This is a genomic window from Shinella sp. AETb1-6 (assembly GCF_009826875.1).
In the GTDB taxonomy this organism is placed as follows: domain Bacteria; phylum Pseudomonadota; class Alphaproteobacteria; order Rhizobiales; family Rhizobiaceae; genus Shinella; species Shinella sumterensis.
In genome coordinates this window covers 93572-111983 of sequence record NZ_WUMM01000012.1, presented here as the reverse complement: position 1 = coordinate 111983, position 18412 = coordinate 93572, and the positions used below count along the sequence as shown (strand labels likewise).

At 63.9% G+C, this 18412-nt stretch carries 15 protein-coding genes; 9 read left to right on the top strand and 6 right to left on the bottom strand.

Annotated elements, in window-relative coordinates:
- The first annotated feature begins 189 nt into the window (after positions 1-189).
- From GR158_RS19905 to GR158_RS19890, 4 genes are all read left to right on the top strand, one after another.
- Positions 190-1836, top strand: coding sequence for a Na/Pi cotransporter family protein (locus GR158_RS19905; protein ID WP_160872297.1), 1647 nt, complete (start codon positions 190-192; stop codon positions 1834-1836).
- Between the two features lie 78 nt (positions 1837-1914).
- The gene (glmU, locus tag GR158_RS19900; protein ID WP_160872296.1) at positions 1915-3294 is read left to right on the top strand and encodes a bifunctional UDP-N-acetylglucosamine diphosphorylase/glucosamine-1-phosphate N-acetyltransferase GlmU; all 1380 of its coding nucleotides are present in this window, start codon (positions 1915-1917) and stop codon (positions 3292-3294) included.
- Positions 3295-3417: 123 nt separating this feature from the next.
- Positions 3418-5244 carry a glutamine--fructose-6-phosphate transaminase (isomerizing) gene (gene glmS, locus GR158_RS19895; RefSeq protein WP_160872295.1) on the top strand — a complete coding sequence of 609 codons (1827 nt, stop codon included), beginning with the start codon at positions 3418-3420 and terminating at the stop codon, positions 5242-5244.
- 187 nt (positions 5245-5431) lie between these two features.
- Positions 5432-6136 carry a DUF502 domain-containing protein gene (locus GR158_RS19890; protein ID WP_160872294.1) on the top strand — a complete coding sequence of 235 codons (705 nt, stop codon included), beginning with the start codon at positions 5432-5434 and terminating at the stop codon, positions 6134-6136.
- A gap of 125 nt (positions 6137-6261) precedes the next feature.
- Here the strand turns inward: GR158_RS19890 and GR158_RS19885 are convergent, their stop codons facing one another.
- Together GR158_RS19885 and recG are read right to left on the bottom strand one after the other, a co-directional pair.
- Positions 6262-6474, bottom strand: coding sequence for a hypothetical protein (locus GR158_RS19885; RefSeq protein ID WP_160872293.1), 213 nt, complete (start codon positions 6472-6474; stop codon positions 6262-6264).
- Between the two features lie 75 nt (positions 6475-6549).
- Positions 6550-8655 (bottom strand): ATP-dependent DNA helicase RecG, encoded by a 2106-nt coding sequence (gene recG, locus GR158_RS19880; protein ID WP_160872292.1) that lies wholly within the window; start codon positions 8653-8655, stop codon positions 6550-6552.
- A 109-nt stretch (positions 8656-8764) separates the two neighbouring features.
- On the opposite strand from recG, the gene GR158_RS19875 reads away from it, so the two are divergent.
- From GR158_RS19875 to GR158_RS19865, 3 genes are read left to right on the top strand one after another with little or no spacing between them, the layout of a single operon-like run.
- Positions 8765-9073, top strand: a complete 309-nt coding sequence (locus GR158_RS19875) for a succinate dehydrogenase assembly factor 2 (protein WP_134649161.1) — start codon at positions 8765-8767, stop codon at positions 9071-9073.
- Positions 9070-12585 (top strand): transcription-repair coupling factor, encoded by a 3516-nt coding sequence (gene mfd, locus GR158_RS19870; RefSeq protein ID WP_160872291.1) that lies wholly within the window; start codon positions 9070-9072, stop codon positions 12583-12585. Before GR158_RS19875 ends, mfd begins: the two co-directional genes overlap by 4 nt.
- A gap of 23 nt (positions 12586-12608) precedes the next feature.
- Positions 12609-13250, top strand: coding sequence for a glutathione S-transferase family protein (locus GR158_RS19865; protein ID WP_160872312.1), 642 nt, complete (start codon positions 12609-12611; stop codon positions 13248-13250).
- A gap of 6 nt (positions 13251-13256) precedes the next feature.
- Here the strand turns inward: GR158_RS19865 and GR158_RS19860 are convergent, their stop codons facing one another.
- Together GR158_RS19860 and GR158_RS19855 are read right to left on the bottom strand one after the other, a co-directional pair.
- Positions 13257-13928, bottom strand: coding sequence for a DsbA family oxidoreductase (locus GR158_RS19860; protein WP_134649164.1), 672 nt, complete (start codon positions 13926-13928; stop codon positions 13257-13259).
- Between the two features lie 113 nt (positions 13929-14041).
- Complete coding sequence (locus GR158_RS19855; RefSeq protein ID WP_371731767.1) at positions 14042-15847, bottom strand: extracellular solute-binding protein; 1806 nt, start codon at positions 15845-15847, stop codon at positions 14042-14044.
- Between the two features lie 285 nt (positions 15848-16132).
- On the opposite strand from GR158_RS19855, the gene GR158_RS19850 reads away from it, so the two are divergent.
- Positions 16133-16759, top strand: a complete 627-nt coding sequence (locus GR158_RS19850) for an invasion associated locus B family protein (RefSeq protein ID WP_134649166.1) — start codon at positions 16133-16135, stop codon at positions 16757-16759.
- Positions 16760-16919: 160 nt separating this feature from the next.
- Positions 16920-17663, top strand: coding sequence for a FadR/GntR family transcriptional regulator (locus GR158_RS19845; RefSeq protein WP_230640081.1), 744 nt, complete (start codon positions 16920-16922; stop codon positions 17661-17663).
- 70 nt (positions 17664-17733) lie between these two features.
- Here the strand turns inward: GR158_RS19845 and GR158_RS19840 are convergent, their stop codons facing one another.
- Complete coding sequence (locus tag GR158_RS19840; RefSeq protein WP_134649168.1) at positions 17734-18105, bottom strand: hypothetical protein; 372 nt, start codon at positions 18103-18105, stop codon at positions 17734-17736.
- On the bottom strand, positions 18105-18365 hold the full coding sequence (locus GR158_RS19835; RefSeq protein ID WP_134649169.1) for a hypothetical protein: 261 nt from the start codon (positions 18363-18365) through the stop codon (positions 18105-18107). Before GR158_RS19835 ends, GR158_RS19840 begins: the two co-directional genes overlap by 1 nt.
- Positions 18366-18412: the final 47 nt, after the last annotated feature.

The window sequence follows — 18412 nt, the reverse complement described above, 5'->3', positions numbered from 1 at the left end:
CCAGGCAAAATCGACCGATGGCGCAAATCGGCGCGACACTGTCGATATTCTTCGCCGGCAAAATAAAATTTCCTGAAATTATTAGCGGATTCAGGCCGGATTGCGCTGTCATAATCGAAAGATTCGTGTTCGGATGCATGATCGGTCCGGCTATTCCCGCAATCCCCGGGCTGCAAGGAGACGGAAGACGTGGAATCCACGATCGTCATGATCAACCTTTTCGGCGCCGTCGCGCTGCTTCTCTTCGGCCTCGCTCTGGTCAAGGACGGCATGACGCGGGCGTTCGGCGTCAAGCTGCGCTCGGGGCTGGCGCTCGGCACGCGCGGTCCCTTCCGCTCCTTCTTCGCCGGTTTTGTGGCGACCGTCGCGCTGCAGAGTTCGACGGCGACGGCATTGATGATCGCCTCCTTTGTCGAGAAGAACCTGGTTCGCGCGCGCATGGCGCAGATCGTGCTGCTCGGCGCCAATGTCGGCACCGCCGTCACGGCCTGGCTGGTTGCGACCGGGATAGAGTCGATCTCGCCGCTGATCATTCTCGTCGGCGTCGTGTTCTACAAATCCACGGGATCGACGGCGCGGCAGGGCCTGGGATCGGCGCTGGTCGGCATCGGCCTCATGCTGCTGTCGCTCCATCTTCTCAGCCTTGCGACGGAGCCGATGCGCCAGTCGCCGGCGCTCGCGGCTTTCCTGACGCTGCTGGATGGTGCATGGCCCGCGGCGCTGGCATTCTCCACCGTGCTCGCGATCATTTCCTCCTCCAGCCTTGCGGTCGTCGTGCTCATCCTGTCGCTGGCGGCGATGGGCATCCTGTCGCCGGCACTGACGGTTATCCTCGTGCTGGGCGCCAATCTCGGCGGCGCCGTGCCGCCGGTCATCGCGACGCTGCGGGCTGCCGCCTCCGCACGGCGCGTGACGCTCGGGAACCTGCTGGTGCGCGGTGCGGGATGCCTCGTCGTCCTGCCGTTCGCCGGTCAGGTGGCGGATCTGCTTGCGCTGCTGCCCGTGCCGGCCGCCAAGTTGCCGGTGGACGTGCACCTTGCCTTCAACCTCGTCGTGGCGCTGGTGCTCTGGCCGCTGTCCGGACCGCTCTCGCGGCTGATGGAAAAGCTGGTGCCGGATGACAAGCCGGAGGAAAGCGGGCCGAAATATCTGGAGGATTCCGCGCTCTCCAGCCCGGTCGTCGCGCTGTCGGGCGCGACCCGCGAGGTGCTGCGTGTCGGCGACCTGATCGAGGCCATGCTGATCCGCACCATGCGCGCCTTCAACGATAACAATCTGGCGCCGCTCAAGGATATCGGCGACCTCGAACAGCAGGTCGACGGCCTCCAGCAGGAGGTGAAGATATACCTTTCCCGGCTCGGTCGTCAGGGTGTCGACGGCGAGTGCGCGGCGCGGTCGATCGTCATCATCGACTATGCGATCAATCTGGAACATGTCGGCGATATCATCGAGAAGGGATTGCAGGACCAGGTCCGCAAGAAGGTCGTCAACGGCCTGAAATTCTCCGAGGACGGCTACAAGGAACTGGCCAATCTCTTCAATCTGACCATCGAGAACCTGCGCATCGCCCAGACCATCTTCGTGACGCGCGATTCCGCGCTGGCGCGCCAGTTGGTCGAGGTCAAGGTCGATGTGCGCCGCATGGAAAAGCAGTCTTCCGAGCGCCATCTGGAGCGCCTGCGCGACGGCCGTCTCGACAGCCTCCAGACGAGTTCGCTGCATCTCGACATGCTGCGCGACCTCAAGCGCGTCAACGCGCACCTCGTTTCGGTCGCCTATCCGATCCTGGATGAAAACGGATTGCTGACGGAAAGCCGCCTGCGCAGCACCAGCTGATCGTGCGAAATCCTTTTGTGTCTTATCACCGCTTTTTGCTAAGGAACGCCATCGAAGACGCCTGAACGAGGGATTCCCATGACCGCAGACCGGACGAAGCGCACTTGCCTGGCCGTCATCCTGGCCGCCGGCGAAAGCACGAGGATGAAGTCCTCGAAGTCCAAGGTGCTGCATCCGGTCGCCAACCGCCCGATGATCGCCCATGTCGTTGACGCGCTCGCGCGGGCCGGGATCGCCGATATCGCGCTGGTGCTGGGCCGCGACGCGGAAAAGGTCGAGGCCGCGGCGAAGAACGCGGCGGTTAAAAGCACCGTGCATATCCAGACGGAGCGCCTCGGCACGGCACATGCCGTGCTGGCCGCCCGCGAGGCGATCGCACGCGGTTATGACGACCTGCTCGTCGTCTTCGGCGATACCCCGCTCATCACCGAAGCGCCGTTGATCGCGGCCCGGGAAGGGCTGGCCGACGGGGCCGATGTCGTCGTCATCGGTTTCGAAACCGCCGATCCGACAGGTTACGGCCGCCTCATCGTGGAAAACGGCGAATTGCTGGCGATCCGCGAACACAAGGATGCCAGCGAAGCCGAGCGCGCCATCACCTATTGCAACGGCGGCCTGATGGCGATCGACGGTCGCAAGGCGCTCGACCTGATCGGCCGCATCGGCAATGAAAACGCCAAGGGCGAGTACTACCTGACCGATATCGTGGAAGTCGCGCGTGCGTCCGGTGGCCGCGCCATCGCAGTGGCGGCGCCCGAGGAGGAACTGACCGGCTGCAATACCCGCGCCGAGCTTGCCGTCATCGAGCGGCTTTGGCAGCAGCGCCGCCGTCACGCCATGATGATCGAGGGCGTTTCGATGATCGCACCCGAAACGGTCTTCCTTTCCTATGACACCGAGATCGGCCGCGATGCGACCATCGAACCGAACGTCGTCTTCGGTCCGGGCGTGACGGTGGAGAGCGGCGCGGTCATCCATTCCTTCTCGCATCTCGAAGGCGCGCATGTCGGCGCGGATGCAGAGATCGGCCCCTATGCGCGCCTGCGGCCCGGCGCGAAGCTGGGAGATGGCTCCAAGGTCGGCAATTTCACCGAGATCAAGAAGGCCGAGGTCGGCGCGGGCGCCAAGGTCAATCACCTCAGCTATATCGGTGACGCCTTTATCGGCGCGCACACCAATGTCGGTGCCGGCACGATCACCTGTAACTATGACGGCATCAACAAGCACATCACGCGCATCGGTTCGGATGCCTTCATCGGCTCCAACACGTCGCTCGTCGCGCCCGTGACGGTCGGCAACGGCGCCTATATCGCGTCGGGCAGCGTCATCACCGCCGATGTGCCTGACGACGCTGTCGCCTTCGGCCGAGCGCGCCAGGAAAACAAGGAGGGCAGGGCCGTTCTGATCCGCGAGCGCAACCAGGCGATCAAGGACGCGAAGAAGAAGGACGCCCGCTGACGCGCATGTGGGCGCGCCCACATTAACGATTGCAATCGAAAGTGAGTGCGCGTCTGTTGCGCCGCGACGAAAAAACACTACGACAAGCGCAATCGAAGCATCTCTAGAACGCGGAGCGGGGCCATGTGCGGAATTGTCGGTATCGTCGGAAATCAGCCTGTCGCGGGCCGGCTGGTCGATGCCTTGAAGCGCCTTGAATACCGGGGTTACGATTCCGCCGGCGTTGCGACCATCGTCGATGGCGCGCTTGCCCGTCGCCGTGCCGAGGGCAAGCTGTTCAACCTGGAGAAGCGCCTTGCCGAGGAGCCGCTCGCCGGTACGATCGGCATCGCGCACACGCGCTGGGCCACGCATGGCGCGCCGACCGAAGGCAATGCCCATCCGCATTTCGTGGACGGCGTCGCGGTCGTCCATAACGGCATCATCGAAAACTTCTCGGAGCTCAAGGACGAGCTGATCGCCGACGGCGCGACCTTCTCCACGCAGACGGATACGGAAGTCGTCGCCCAGCTGCTGGCGAAGTATCGCCGCGACGGCCTTGGCCGCCGTGAGGCGATGCATGCCATGCTGCGACGGGTGACCGGCGCCTATGCCCTTGCCGTGATCTTCGCGGACGATCCGTCCACCATCATGGCGGCCCGCAGCGGCCCGCCGCTGGCGATCGGCCATGGCCATGGGGAGATGTTCCTGGGGTCCGACGCCATCGCGCTTGCCCCCTTCACCAACGAGATCAGCTATCTCGTCGATGGCGACTGGGCGATCCTCGGTCGGGACGGCGCCCACATCTTCGATATGGACGGCAACCGCGTCGAACGTCCGAAGCAGGTTTCCTCGGCGGCCGCTTATCTCATCGACAAGGGCAACCACCGCCACTTCATGGAGAAGGAGATCCATGAGCAGCCGGAGGCCATCTCGCACGCGCTCGGTCATTACGTCGATTTCCTGGAGCATGCGGTTCGCCCGGTGGCGGGCAGCATCGATTTCGCCAAGGTGCCGAGCCTTGCCATTTCCGCCTGCGGCACGGCCTATCTGGCAGGCCTCGTCGGCAAGTACTGGTTCGAGCGTTACGCGCGCCTGCCGGTCGAGATCGACGTCGCCTCGGAGTTCCGCTATCGCGAAATCCCGCTGAACCCGGCATCCGCCGCCCTCTTCATCTCGCAGTCCGGAGAGACCGCCGACACGCTCGCCTCGCTGCGTTACTGCAAGGAGCATGGCCTGAAGATCGGCGCGGTGGTGAATACGAGGGAATCGAGCATCGCCCGCGAATCGGACGCCGTGTTTCCGATCCTCGCCGGCCCGGAGATCGGCGTCGCCTCGACCAAGGCCTTCACCTGCCAGCTGACGGTGCTCGCCGCACTCGCGATCGGTGCCGGCAAGGCGCGCGGAACGCTCACGGCGGCCGACGAAAAGGCCCTCGTGCGCCACCTCGCCGAGATGCCGCGCGTCATGGCCGGCGTGCTCAACACCATCCAGCCGTCCATCGAACAGCTGGCGCGCGATCTCTCCAAGTGCAAGGACGTGCTCTATCTCGGCCGCGGCACCAGTTATCCGCTCGCCATGGAAGGCGCGCTGAAGCTCAAGGAAATCTCCTATATCCATGCCGAAGGCTATGCCGCGGGTGAGCTGAAGCATGGGCCGATCGCGCTGATCGACGAAAACATGCCCGTCATCGTCATCGCCCCGCACGACCGCTTCTTCGAGAAGACGGTGTCGAACATGCAGGAAGTGGCGGCCCGTGGCGGTCGCATCATCTTCATCACCGATGCGAAGGGGGCCGCGGCTTCCAAGCTGGAGACGATGGCGACGATCGTGCTGCCGGATGTGGACGAGGTGATCGCACCGATGATCTATTCGCTGCCTATCCAGCTGCTCGCCTACCACACGGCCGTCTTCATGGGGACGGATGTCGACCAGCCGCGCAACCTCGCCAAATCCGTGACGGTGGAATGACCGTCAGGCCGGAGCGGCCCGCCGATGTCGGCTTGGAGGCAGATCGCGCCTCGTGGCTCGATGGCGCGCCGCCCGAGTATTTCCTGCGTCCGGCGTTTTCACAGGTTTACGGAGGCGGAACGGTTTCCTATCATCCGGCATTCTATGGCTGAGCGGCCTCCCGCGCTCGCCACACGCTGGATATTCGATGACCGAACCCCTCCCGAGACCGTCGCTGCCCACGCGGCTGCGCAACAATTTCCTGACCGGCCTGGTCATCTGCGCGCCCATCGCCATCACCATATGGCTGACCTGGACGTTCATTCACTGGGCGGATAGTTGGGTCAAACCCTATATTCCCGCGCGCTACAATCCTGAAAGCTACCTTCAGTTCGCCATTCCCGGCTTCGGTCTGCTGATCGCGCTGGTACTGATCACGCTGATAGGCTTCCTCGGCAAGAACCTCATCGGGCGCTCCATCGTCGAGTTCGGCGACGGGCTGTTCAACCGCACGCCACTGGTGCGCACGGTCCACAAGAGCCTCAAGCAGATTTTCGAGACGGTTCTGAAGGACAAGGGCACATCCTTCAACAAGGCGGCGATGATCGAGTATCCGAGCGCGGGCCTCTGGTCGATCGTCTTCGTGGCCACGGATGCGCGCGGCGAGATCGCCACCAAGTTCCGCTCGATGGGCAAGGACATGGTGGCCTGCTTCCTGCCGCCGACCCCGTTCCCGACCGCCGGCTGGCTGGTTTACATTCCAAGAGAGAAGATCGTGCCGCTCGACATGAGCGCGGAGGACGCCGCAAAACTCGTCATCTCCGTCGGCCTTGTCACGCCGCCGGAAGGCGCATTGCTTCCGGCCGTGAAGCCGGAGAGCAAGACGAAGTCGAAGGATCGCAAGAAAGGCTGAGGCATGCGCCAGTCGACCTCAACCAATGGTCCGCGGCGTAACCGGATAGGCTTAAAGGCGACGATCGTGCCGGCCGGATGATACCGGCCGAACGCGGTCATCGTTTAAGCTGGCCCACGAAAAGCCTATTCCGTGGTCGCGTCCGTACGGTCTTCGACGCGGATCGTATCGGCATCCGCCGGAAGCCGGGATTGCTTTTCCGTCGTGGTGACGCTGGCGGTGGTGATCGTCGTGTCGACATCCGCCGCCGCGGTGGTTTTGTTGTGCCCGGCGCAATCCGCGAAGGCGGCGGATGCCGAAAGCCCGAGTACTGCTGCGACTGCGAGAACTGTCTTCATGGCATTTCTCCTTTTTCGCTTGTGCGGGAGAAGTATGCCCTCACGCGCTTTATCGGCGAAATCACGATTTTGTGGTCAGCCGGCCCTGAGGAAGCGGATCGCCTCGTCGCGACGGTAAAGGTAGAGCAGGGTGCGGATCGCTTCGCCCCGCTCGCTGGTCAGCTCCGGATCGCGCTCCAGGATATAGGCGGCGTCCTTTCGGGCGATCTCCAGGAGGTCGCCGTGGGCTTCCAGGCTCGCGACGATGAAGCCCGGCGTGCCGGACTGCCGTGTTCCCAGCAGTTCGCCTTCGCCGCGCAGCTTCAGGTCCTCCTCGGCGATGCGGAAACCGTCCTCCGTTTCGCGCAGGATGGAAAGCCGCGCCCGGCCATTCTCGCTGAGCGGGCCCTTGTAGAGCAGGATGCAGCTCGACGCCTCGTCGCCGCGGCCCACGCGCCCGCGCAACTGATGGAGCTGGGCGAGGCCGTAGCGTTCGGCATGCTCGATGACCATGATGGAGGCATCCGGCACGTCGACGCCGACTTCCACGACGGTCGTCGCCACCAGAAGACGTGTCTCGCCGCTCTTGAAGGCAAGCATGGCGGCGTCCTTTTCCGGCCCGCTCATGCGTCCATGCACGAGACCCGCCGCGTCGCCGAAGACGCTGGCGAGCGTCGCATGCCGCTCCTCGACGGACATGAGGTCGCTTTCTTCCGATTCCTCGACGAGCGGGCAGATCCAGTAGGCCTTCTTGCCTTCGGCAAGAGCGGCCCGCAGCCGGTCCACGATCTCGCCGACACGCTCCTGCGCGACGACGACGGTCTGGATGGGTTTTCGGCCGGCCGGTTTTTCCGTCAGCTTCGACACGTCCATGTCGCCGAACGCCGCCAGGACGAGCGTTCTGGGGATCGGCGTGGCCGTCATGACCAGCATATGCGGCGAGATGCCCTTGGCGGTCAGGCGCAGGCGCTGGTGCACGCCGAAGCGATGCTGCTCGTCCACGACGGCCAGGACAAGGTCCTTATAGGTGACATTGTCCTGAAAAAGGGCGTGCGTCCCGATGACGATCTGCGTTTCGCCCGAGGCGATGCGCTCCAGGATGGCATCGCGCTCGCGGCCCTTGGTGCGGCCTGTCAGCACGTCTATGGTCAGGCCGGCCGGTGCCGCCATTTTGGACAATGTCGCAAAATGCTGCCGCGCCAGGATTTCGGTCGGGGCCATCAGCACGGCCTGGCCGCCGGATTCGACGGCCGCGAGCATCGCCATCAGCGCCACCGCCGTCTTGCCGGCGCCGACATCGCCCTGCAGGAGCCGCAGCATGCGCTGCTCGCCGGCCATGTCCTTCAGCACCTCACCAATCGCCGCCTGCTGGCTGTTGGTCAGCGAGAAGGGCAGGGCGTCGATGACCGGGCGGCTGAGAGCGCCGGTCGCGATGACAGGCCGGCCCGCGACCTTGCGCAACTTCTGCCGCACCAGCGCGAGCGAAATCTGGCCGGCCAGGAATTCGTCATAGGCGAGCCTGCGGCGGGCCGGCGCCTGCGGGTCGAGGTCGGTTTCGTCGCGCGGGTCGTGCAGCTGGTGGATGGCATCGAAGGCACTGGGAAAATCCTGCCGCTGCGCGAGCGCGGGATCAATCCATTCGGGCAGGTGCGGCACGCGCGCCACCGCCGCCTCCACCGCCTTGCGCAGCACGCGGGAGGTAAGGCCGGCGGTGAGGCCATGCACCGGCTCGACCAAAGGCACGCTGTCGGCCTCGCCGAGCCGCGCCATATAGTCCGGATGCACCATGGAGGCGCGGCCGTTGAACCAGTCGACCTTGCCGCTGACCACGACGGTTTCATCGATCGGCAGCGATTTTTCCAGCCAGTTCCCCTTGGCGCGGAAGAAGGTGAGCGCCAGTTCACCGGTCTCGTCGTGCAGGAAGACGCGGTAAGGCATGTTGGATTTGCCCGGTGGCGGCGGTTGGTGGCGATCCACGCGGCCGGTGATCGTGACGATGACGCCTTGCTGCGCATTGGCGATACCCGGCTGGTTGCGCCGGTCGACGATGGAATGCGGGAAGTGGAAGACGAGGTCGACCACCCGGCAGTCCTCGATGCTTTCCTGCCCGAGCAGGCGCGCGAAGAGTTCGCCCAGCTTCGGCCCGATGCCGGGAAGCGTGGAGAGCGGTGCGAAGAGTGGATCGAGCAGGGCGGGTCTCATGGGGCGCCAAAATCGCCGGAGATGGTGTCTTTGGCAAGGCTGACAAGCGGCTTTTGCCGGTCTATAGAAGCGCGAAATTCTTTGCGATGTCAGAAAGGCGAGGACGATCATGACGGGAACGACGCGCTCGAGTGCCGATATCGACCCGCGCCGCAAGCGCATCCTCTTCCGCTGCTGGCATCGCGGTATCCGCGAAATGGATCTGGTGCTCGGCGCTTTCGCCGACGCGGAGATCGCGACGCTGTCCGATGTCGAGCTGGATGAGCTGGAGCGCATCATGGCCGAAGAAGACAACGACCTCATCAAGTGGGTCACAGGCGAAAGACCCGTGCCCGACGCCTTCCGCGACGGCCTCTTTCCGCGGATCGCCGCCTACCGCCCCGATTTTTCCCCGCTCTTCAAAGACGACCGCGCATGATCCCCGGCTTTTCTCCTGAACGCATCGCGGCTGCCGACAGGCCGCTGACGATCGGCGCGGTGCCATCGGGCGTCGAGCCTCTGATTCTGGCCGATCTGGCGCGCAAGTCCGGACCGCTCGCCTATGTGCTGTCGGATGGCCAGCGCATTTCCGATCTGGAGCAGATGCTGGGGTTTGCGGCGCCGGACATTCCGGTGCTCACGCTGCCCGGCTGGGACTGCCTGCCCTATGACCGCGTTTCGCCCAGTGCGGATGTTTCCGCCCGCCGCCTTTCGGCGCTTTCGGCGCTGATCGCCCACCAGAAGAAGCCGCATGCGGCGATCGTGCTCGTCACCGTCAATGCCATGTTGCAGAAGACGGCGCCGCGCGCGATCATCGAAAGCCTCGCCTTCTCCGCCAAGCCCGGTCAGCAGGTCCGCATGGACGACATCGCCGCGCGGCTGGAGCGCAACGGTTTCGACCGTGTCGCGACCGTGCGCGAGGTGGGCGAATTCGCCGTTCGCGGCGGCATCCTCGACGTTTTCGTGCCCGGCAGCCCGGAACCCGTGCGCCTCGATTTCTTCGGCGATACGCTCGAAAGCATCCGCTCCTTCGATCCGGCGAGCCAGCGCACGACGGGGCAGGCCCGCTCGCTCGACCTCAATCCCATGAGCGAAGTGACGCTGACGCCGGAGACGATTTCGCATTTCCGCAAGCAGTACCTGTCGTCCTTCGGTGCCGCCACGCGCGACGACGCGCTCTACCAGGCCGTATCCGAGGGCCGGCGTTATGCCGGCATGGAACACTGGCTGCCGCTGTTCTACGGCGAGCTGGAAACCACCTTCGACTATCTCGCCGGCTTCCGTATCGTCACGGACCACACCGTACGTGAGGCTGCCGTCGAGCGTTCGCGCCTCGTGCGCGATTATTACGATGCGCGCCTTGCCTCCGCCACGCCCGGCAAGGGGCAGGTGGCGCAGGCGACGCCCTACAAGCCGGTGCCGCCGGGCCAGCTCTATCTCGACGCCGAACGCTTTGCCCGCGAACTCGACGAGCGCGCCGCCATTCGTCTGTCGCCCTTCAACGAGCATGAAGGCGAGGCACGTCAGGTCGTGACCATCGAGGCCCGGCCCGGCCAGCGCTGGGCAAGGCCGGCCGGCAGCGAGGATGCCGACGGCGGTCGCGTCAACGTCTTCGACCAGGCTGTCAAACACATCGCCGACAGGCGCGCGTCCGGCGCCAAGGTGCTGGTCACCGGCTGGTCGGAAGGCTCGCTCGACCGCCTGCTGCAGGTCCTTGCCGAACACGGCCTTGGCAATGTCGTTCCGGTCGAAAAGTTTTCCGATCTGCGCAAGCTGAAGCCGGGCGAGGCGGCGTCGGCCGTTCTCAGCCTGGAAAGCGGCTTCGAAGCGGGCGACATCGTCGTTATCGGCGAGCAGGATATTCTGGGCGACCGCATGGTGCGGCGCGCCAAGCGGCGCAAGCGCGGCGCGGATTTCCTCACCGAGGTTGCCGGCCTCGACGAAGGCTCGATCGTCGTGCATGCCGAGCATGGCATCGGCCGGTTCGTGGGTCTTCGCACCATCGAGGCCGCCGGCGCGCCGCATGCCTGTCTCGAACTGGTCTATGCCGACGACGCGAAACTCTTCCTGCCCGTCGAAAACATCGATCTCCTGTCGCGCTATGGCGGCGAGGGTACCGATGCGCTGCTCGACAAGCTTGGCGGTGTCGCCTGGCAGGCGCGCAAGGCCAAGCTCAAGAAGCGTCTGCTCGATATGGCCGGCGGGCTCATCCAGATCGCCGCCGCGCGCCTCGTGCGCCATGCGCCGGTGCTGAGCACGCCCGAAGGTGTCTATGACGAGTTCGCCGCACGCTTCCCCTATGACGAGACCGACGATCAGGCGAACGCCATCGATGCCGTTCGCGACGATCTGGGCGCCGGCCGTCCCATGGATCGCCTCGTCTGCGGCGATGTCGGTTTCGGCAAGACCGAAGTGGCGCTGCGCGCGGCCTTCATCGCGGCCATGAACGGTGTGCAGGTTGCCGTCGTCGTGCCGACGACGCTGCTCGCCCGCCAGCACTTCAAGACCTTCTCCGATCGCTTCCGCGGTCTGCCTATCCGCGTGCAACAAGCTTCGCGCCTCGTCGGTTCCAAGGAGCTGGCCCTGACCAAGAAGGAACTCGCCGAGGGCAAGACGGATATCGTCGTCGGCACCCATGCGCTGCTCGGCTCGTCGATCAAGTTCGCCAATCTCGGCCTGCTGATCATCGACGAGGAGCAGCATTTCGGCGTGAAGCACAAGGAACGGCTGAAGGAGCTGAAGAGCGACGTGCATGTGCTGACGCTCTCCGCCACGCCGATCCCGCGCACCCTGCAGCTCGCCATGACGGGTGTTCGCGAGCTTTCGCTCATCACCACGCCGCCGGTCGACCGCATGGCCGTGCGCACCTTCATCTCGCCTTTCGATCCGCTCGTCATCCGCGAAACGCTGATGCGTGAGCATTACCGCGGCGGTCAGAGCTTCTATGTCTGCCCTCGCTTGAGCGACCTTTCGGAGATCCATGATTTCCTGCGCCAGGACGTGCCGGAGCTGAAGGTCGCGGTCGCGCATGGCCAGATGCCGGCCACCGAGCTCGAAGACATCATGAACGCCTTCTACGAAGGCCGCTATGACGTCCTGCTCTCAACGACCATCGTCGAGTCGGGCCTCGACGTGCCGACGGCGAACACGATGATCATCCATCGCGCCGACATGTTCGGCCTTGCCCAGCTCTACCAGCTGCGCGGCCGCGTCGGACGTTCCAAGGTGCGCGCCTTCGCTCTGCTTACGCTGCCGGTCAACCGCGCGCTGACGGGCACGGCGGAACGCCGCCTCAAGGTGCTGCAATCGCTGGATACGCTCGGCGCAGGCTTCCAGCTGGCCAGCCACGACCTCGACATCCGTGGCGCCGGAAACCTGCTCGGCGAGGAGCAGTCCGGCCATATCAAGGAAGTCGGCTTCGAGCTGTACCAGCAGATGCTCGAAGAGGCGGTCGCAGAGATCAAGGGGGACGAGGAGGTTGCCGACAGCGGTTGGTCACCGCAGATCTCCGTCGGCACACCCGTCATGATCCCGGACGATTACGTGCCGGACCTGCATCTGCGCCTCGGCCTGTATCGTCGCCTCGGCGAGATCACCGAGCTTGCCGATATCGATGCCTTCGGTGCGGAAATGATCGACCGTTTCGGTCCTCTGCCCATCGAGGTCCAGCACCTTCTGAAGATCGTCTACATCAAGTCGCTGTGCCGCGTGGCGAATGTCGAAAAGCTGGATGCCGGTCCCAAGGGCGTCGTCGTCCAGTTCCGCAACAAGGAGTTCCCGAACCCGGCGGCACTTGTCGGCTATATCGCCAAGCAGGGCACGCTTGCGAAGATCAGGCCGGACCAGAGCCTCTTCCTGTCGCGCGATTATCCGACTCCGGAACGGCGCCTCACGGGCGCCGCACAGGTCATGACGCAATTGGCCGGCCTCGCCAAACAGGGTGCGGCCTGACGAACGGGAGAGGAAGGCAGATGATGTCCGATATCGACAATAGCGTCGTCGTCTACGGCGCGGGCTACAGCGTCTATGTCAGGATCGTGCGCATCGTGCTGGCCGAGAAGGGCGTCTCCTATGAGCTCGTGCCGGTCGATGTCTTCGCGCAGGAAGGCCTGCCGGGGGATTATATCGCCCGCCATCCCTTCGGCCGCATCCCCGCTTTTTCCCATGGCGGTTTCGATCTCTACGAGACCACCGCCGTCACCCGCTATATCGACGAGAGCTTCGATGGCCCCGCGCTCCAGCCGCAGGCAACGCGTGAACGGGCGCGCATGAACCAGATCATCGCCATGCTGGACAACTATGCCTATGGCCCGATGGTCTGGGACGTCTACGTGCAGCGCGTGGAGCCGCCCGAAGGCCAGCACCCTGATGAGGCGAAAATCGCAGACGGCCTGGCGAAAACCCGTCGTTTCCTGATCGCTCTAACAGATCTCGTCGGAGACCGGCTTTGGCTGGCGGGCGACACGCCTTGTCTCGCCGATTTCCACGCTGCGCCGATCTTCGACCTGTTCCAACAGGCGCCGGAGGGCGCGGCCATGCTGGCGGAATTCCCGAGCCTGGTCGCCTGGTGGGAGCGCATCAAAGTCCGCCCCTCCGTGGTCGCCGCGCTGGCCTGAGCCGCGTCAATTCTTGCCGATACGCTCCTGCGCCTTCATCGCCGCGATTTCGCGGAAGGCATTTGTCAACACGTCGACGGACTGCGCGCCCATCACGGCGTATTTGTTGTCGATGATGAAGCAGGGCACGCCGGAGACGCCCATGTCGCGGGCCATGCCGATCTCCTCCTTGACGGAATCGACGTCGGCACCGGCGGAAAACAGGGCCGTCACGACCGCGCGGTCCATGCCGGCAGCTTCGGCCACATCGAGCAACACGGCGCGGTCCCCGACATCGCGGCCTTCCTCGAAATAGGCCTTGAAGAGGGCCAGCGCCACACGGTTCTGCACCTGCGGCCCCTCGATCATCGCCCAGCGCAGAAGGCGGTGCGCATCGAGCGTGTTGGGGCTGATCTTCACCGCCGGGAAATCGAAGGCGATACCGTCCTGCCGGCCAAGCTCCGTCAGCGTGTCATGCGCCCGCTCGACGGCCTCGGCGCCGCCGAGCTTTTCGGCAAGATGCGCCTTGTGATCGGCGCCTTCCGGCGGAAGGTCGGGATTGAGCTGATAGGGGCGGAAGGTCACGGCGACGCCGAGTTCGTCCCTGACGTTCTCGATCGCCTGGTCGAGCCGCTTCTTGCCGAGATAGCACCACGGGCAGACGACATCCGAGACGACATCGATTGTAATGGCTTCCATCCGGTTTTCCTTTCGAGACGCCGGAACGATCCGGTCATGCGCCGAGATAGGCTCACGCGCCGCTTCTTTCAACAGGTTACCGTGAGGGAACCCTAATTCTGGGGATCACCCCTTCATTGTGCGCGTGCGTCCCACCATGCGGGGAACTGGAAGCCGTAGAGCGGGGTCTTTTCCGGGCGCTGGATACGCTTGGAATGCGCAACCCACTGCTCGCCGAGATGGTAGAGCGGCACGACATAGTAGTTGGAAAGCAGCATCCTGTCGTGCAGGCGCACGGCCGAACGGAAATCCTCGGCGGAGCGCGCGTTCAGCATCGCATCGATGAAGCGGTCGACATCCAGATCGGCGACGCCCGCGAAATTCGAGCTTCCGGGAAAGTCGCTCATCGTCGAGCTCCAGTAGCTGATCTGGTCGCGCCCGGGCGAAAGCGAGGAGGGGAAGGACTTGATGATGACGTCGTAGTCGAAGGTCTGGCTGCGGCTCTGATACTGCGAATCATCCACCGTCCGGATGCCGACCTTCACCCCGAGCGCAGCAAGAAAACGCTGATAGGCGAGCGCGAGCTTTTCCTGATCGGCGTTCTGCGTCATGATCTCAAAGGCGAGCGGCTTGCCGTTCGCGTCGATCATCTGGCCGCCCTTGATGGCGTAGCCGGCCTTGATGAACGAATCCATCGCCAAGCGCAGCACCTTGCGATCCCGGCCCGAGCCATCCGTGGTGGGCAGGCGATGCGTGCCGGCGAGGATATCCGGCTCGATCCGCTCGAGCGCCGCGCCGGCCACGGCCCGTTCACGGGCATCCGCCGGCACGCCCATGGAGCTGAGCTCGGAGTTCTGCCAGAAGCTCTGCGTGCGCTTGTAGGCATTCTCGAAAAGGCTGCGGTTGACCCATTCGAAATCGAAGACCAGCGTCAGGGCCTTGCGCAGTTCCCGGTTCTGGAAGACCGGCCGGCGGGTGTTGAAGACGAAGCCGAACATGCCCGATGGGGTTTTGGGAGTGACCGCATCCTTCACGATGTCACCGGAGGCAATGGCGGGAAAATCGTAGTTCCGCACCCATTTCGTCGGGCTTCCCTCCTGGTAGAGGTCGATTTCGCCCTTCTTGAAGGCCTCGAACAGCGAATTGTCCTGCAGGAAGTACTCGACGGAAATTTCGTCGTAATTGTCGAAGCCGACCTTCGAGGGAAGATCCCTGGCCCAATAATCCGGATTCCGTTCGTAGACGATCCTTTCGCCCGGCCGGATCGCCTTCACTTTATAGGGTCCGGAGCCGAGCGGGAACGACAGCGACGTGCGGTCGAAGGTCTCGACGTCGATGGCATGTTTCGGCAGGATCGGTGAATAGCCGGCGATCAGCAGCGGCGTCTCGCGATCGGCCTTGTCGTTGAAGGTGAAGCGCACGCTGTTTTCGCCGACCTTCTCCATTTTCGCCACACCGTCGAGCCTGCGGTTGAAGGGTGTGCGGCCCTTGTCGCGCAGCAGTTCGAAGCTGAAGATCACGTCTTCCGCGGTGACCTTCTCGCCGTCCGCCCAGCGTGCCCTGGGGTTGAGGTTGAACTGGATGAAGGTCCGGTCGTCGTCCATCACCACGGTTTCGGCAAGCAGGCCATACATGGTGAAGGCCTCGTCGCGGGAGCGCTGCATCAGCGGTTCATAGACGAGGTTGCCGAATTCCGGATCCCACATGCCGCGTGCGGTCGTGCGCATGCTTTTGAGTATGAAGGGATTGAGATTGTCGAAGGTCCCGACGACGCCATAGGCAATGCGCCCGCCCTTCTTGACGGCAGGATTGACGTAAGGGAAGTGCGTGTAATCCGCCGGCAGGGCAGGTTCGCCATGCATTGCGATCGCATGCACGGGCGCGGCCTCGACGAGCGTTGCGGAAAGGCCGATCGTGCAGGCGGCAAGGGCAATGAGGATGAGGCGCACGCAGGACTCCCGTGATGTCAGCATGATTCTCCCTATTATACTGCCTGCGCACGCGGCAGCAGCATGGCGACAGCGCGAAATGGCGTGGTTTGCGGGATTTTCGCAAGGAAAGACTGGATATCCGGCGCGACGCGATGTAACAGGGTTCACCGAAGCGGGTCATGTAAATGCCTCATTTCGCCGACAGGAGAGCGCACGGCTGACCGAATGCCCGAGAGGGGCTTGCGGGAGGAGCGCAGTCGCTCCGGCACCGGATTTTCAGGAGACCGAAATCGTATGATCTTCACATCGAATCTCATCAAGCGGACCGTCTTTTCTGCCTTCGCCGCGTCCGTTGCGATGGCTGCCGCTCCGTCCGCGTCGCTGGCCCAGCAGCAGGCCGCTCCGCCGAAGGGCTGGTTCAAGGTCTGCACCAAGCAGGAAGACAATGACGTCTGCATCGTGCAGAACCTGCTGACCGCCAACAGCGGCCAGCTCATCACGGCGGTCGGCCTTATCACGGTTGCCGGCAAGGCCAACCGCAAGATCATGCAGGTCTCGGTTCCGAGCGCACGCCTGATCCCTGTCGGCGTTCAGATGCAGGTCGATGGCGGCAAGGCCCAGAAGCTCGACTACGCCATCTGCATGCCCGACAAGTGCGTCGCCGAAGTGCCGCTTACGGATCAGGTTCTGGCCAGCCTCAAGAAGGGCGGCGAGCTTGTCCTGACCTCGGTCAACTTCCAGCGCGCCCCGAACCCGATCAAGATCTCGCTCGAAGGCTTCACGGGCGTGTTCGATGGCGAGCCGATCGAACAGTCCCAGCTCGAAGAGCGTCAGCGCCTGCTGCAGGAAGAAATGCAGAAGAAGGCCGAGGAAGCCCGCAAGAAGCTGGAAGACGCCCAGAAGGCTGCCAAGAGCCAGTAAGGCTCGGCACCGCATATCCATTTCAGAAAACCCGGCGTCTCGCCGGGTTTTTTGTTGGCGCCTGCGGGGGCGGGATCGGGCTTTGCGAAATCGCCGCCGCGTTCTATACCATCGGGATGTTTCGCGGCCGATGACGCGTGCGGGGCGCAGGAGGGGACATTTGCAAAAGGGTTTGCTGGAGGCCGCCATATCGGGGGCGAATACGCGCACCAGCCATGCGCAGGTCGTCAACGAACTCGGGCGGGCGATTATCGCTGGCGAGTACCCCGTTGGCAGCACCCTGCCGGGCGACGTGGATCTCGCGGCGCGCTTCAAGGTTTCGCGAACCGTCTTGCGGGAAGCGATGAAGACGCTGGCAGCAAAGGGACTTGTCGTGCCACGCGCGCGAATCGGTACCCGCGTGACGCCGAATACCCAGTGGAATCTCTTCGACGGCGATATCCTCACCTGGCATTTCGCCGTGGGTATCAACGAGGAGTTCCTGACTCACCTCTCCGAGGTGCGTCTCGGTTTCGAGCCCCATGCGGCGGCCCTTGCGGCGCGCAACGCCACCGAGGCCGATATCAGCCAGATGATGCGGCTTGCCGTGGCGATGGGCGACCCCGAACACACGGCCGGCTCGATGGCCATGGCGGACCTGAAATTTCATCTGTCCGTTCTGGAAGCATCGGGCAATCCGTTCCTGCGCACGCTGGGCAGCCTCATCGAGGCCGGCCTCGTCGGCGCCTTCACGCTCAGCTCGCCGGCCGAGGATCGCAGCAAGATCAACGATGTCGCCGCCAACCACATCCGTATTGTCGAGGAAATCCACAAGCGGGACGAGGAGGGCGCACGAAGCGCCATGGAGAATGTCATTCGCCTGGGTCGCGAGCGGGTCGTCCAGGCCCTGCGCGATGTGACGTGATTGACGGACACGGGTACGCCGGCGTCGTCGCCAGAAGCGCCGGCCGCTTAACGTTTTCTACGACGTTGTATCAATCGTCGTTGCTGGCGTTGAGCTCTTCCGGCCGCTTGCCTTCGTCCGTGCTGCGGCTTGCAAGCTGTGCGGCGCCCATCGACTGGTAGAGATTGAACAATGCCTCGCTCGCACGCGCCGCCATCCGGAACCATTCCGGATTTCCGGCGATGGCGGGATGATGCAGCAACTGTTCGTCGACGAGATCGAGCACGATCGACGTGGTGTGCACCGCCTCATGGAAACCGAACGAGCCCGATTCGTAATGCGCCATCAATTCGGGCGCCGTCAGGTTGCGTTCTGCCGCGAGAATATCGAGCTGCTTCAGGCGCTCATCCTCGAGTTCGATATCCGAGCTTTCCAGCATGGCATTCTCCCGTTGTCCGTCCATCAGAACACCTCCACGCGCACATAACGGCGGACGATCGACAGCGACCGGTCCGGCTCGATGCGATAGGTCTCGAACACCTCGCGACCGCGGTCGTCGATGAACTGATGTTCGAACGTGCTGCCGACGGGGGCTTTCGTCAGCTTGGTGCGTGGCTGTGCGTGATAGGTGATGCTCCCCGGAATCGGTTCCAGCGTCATGCCGCCGGTCGTGCAACCGGCCAGAGCCAGGATAGCGAGAAGGGGAAGGGCAAAGCGTTTCATGACGGATCCTCTCGGCACCATCCTAGCAGATGGTGCAAAGGAAGAAA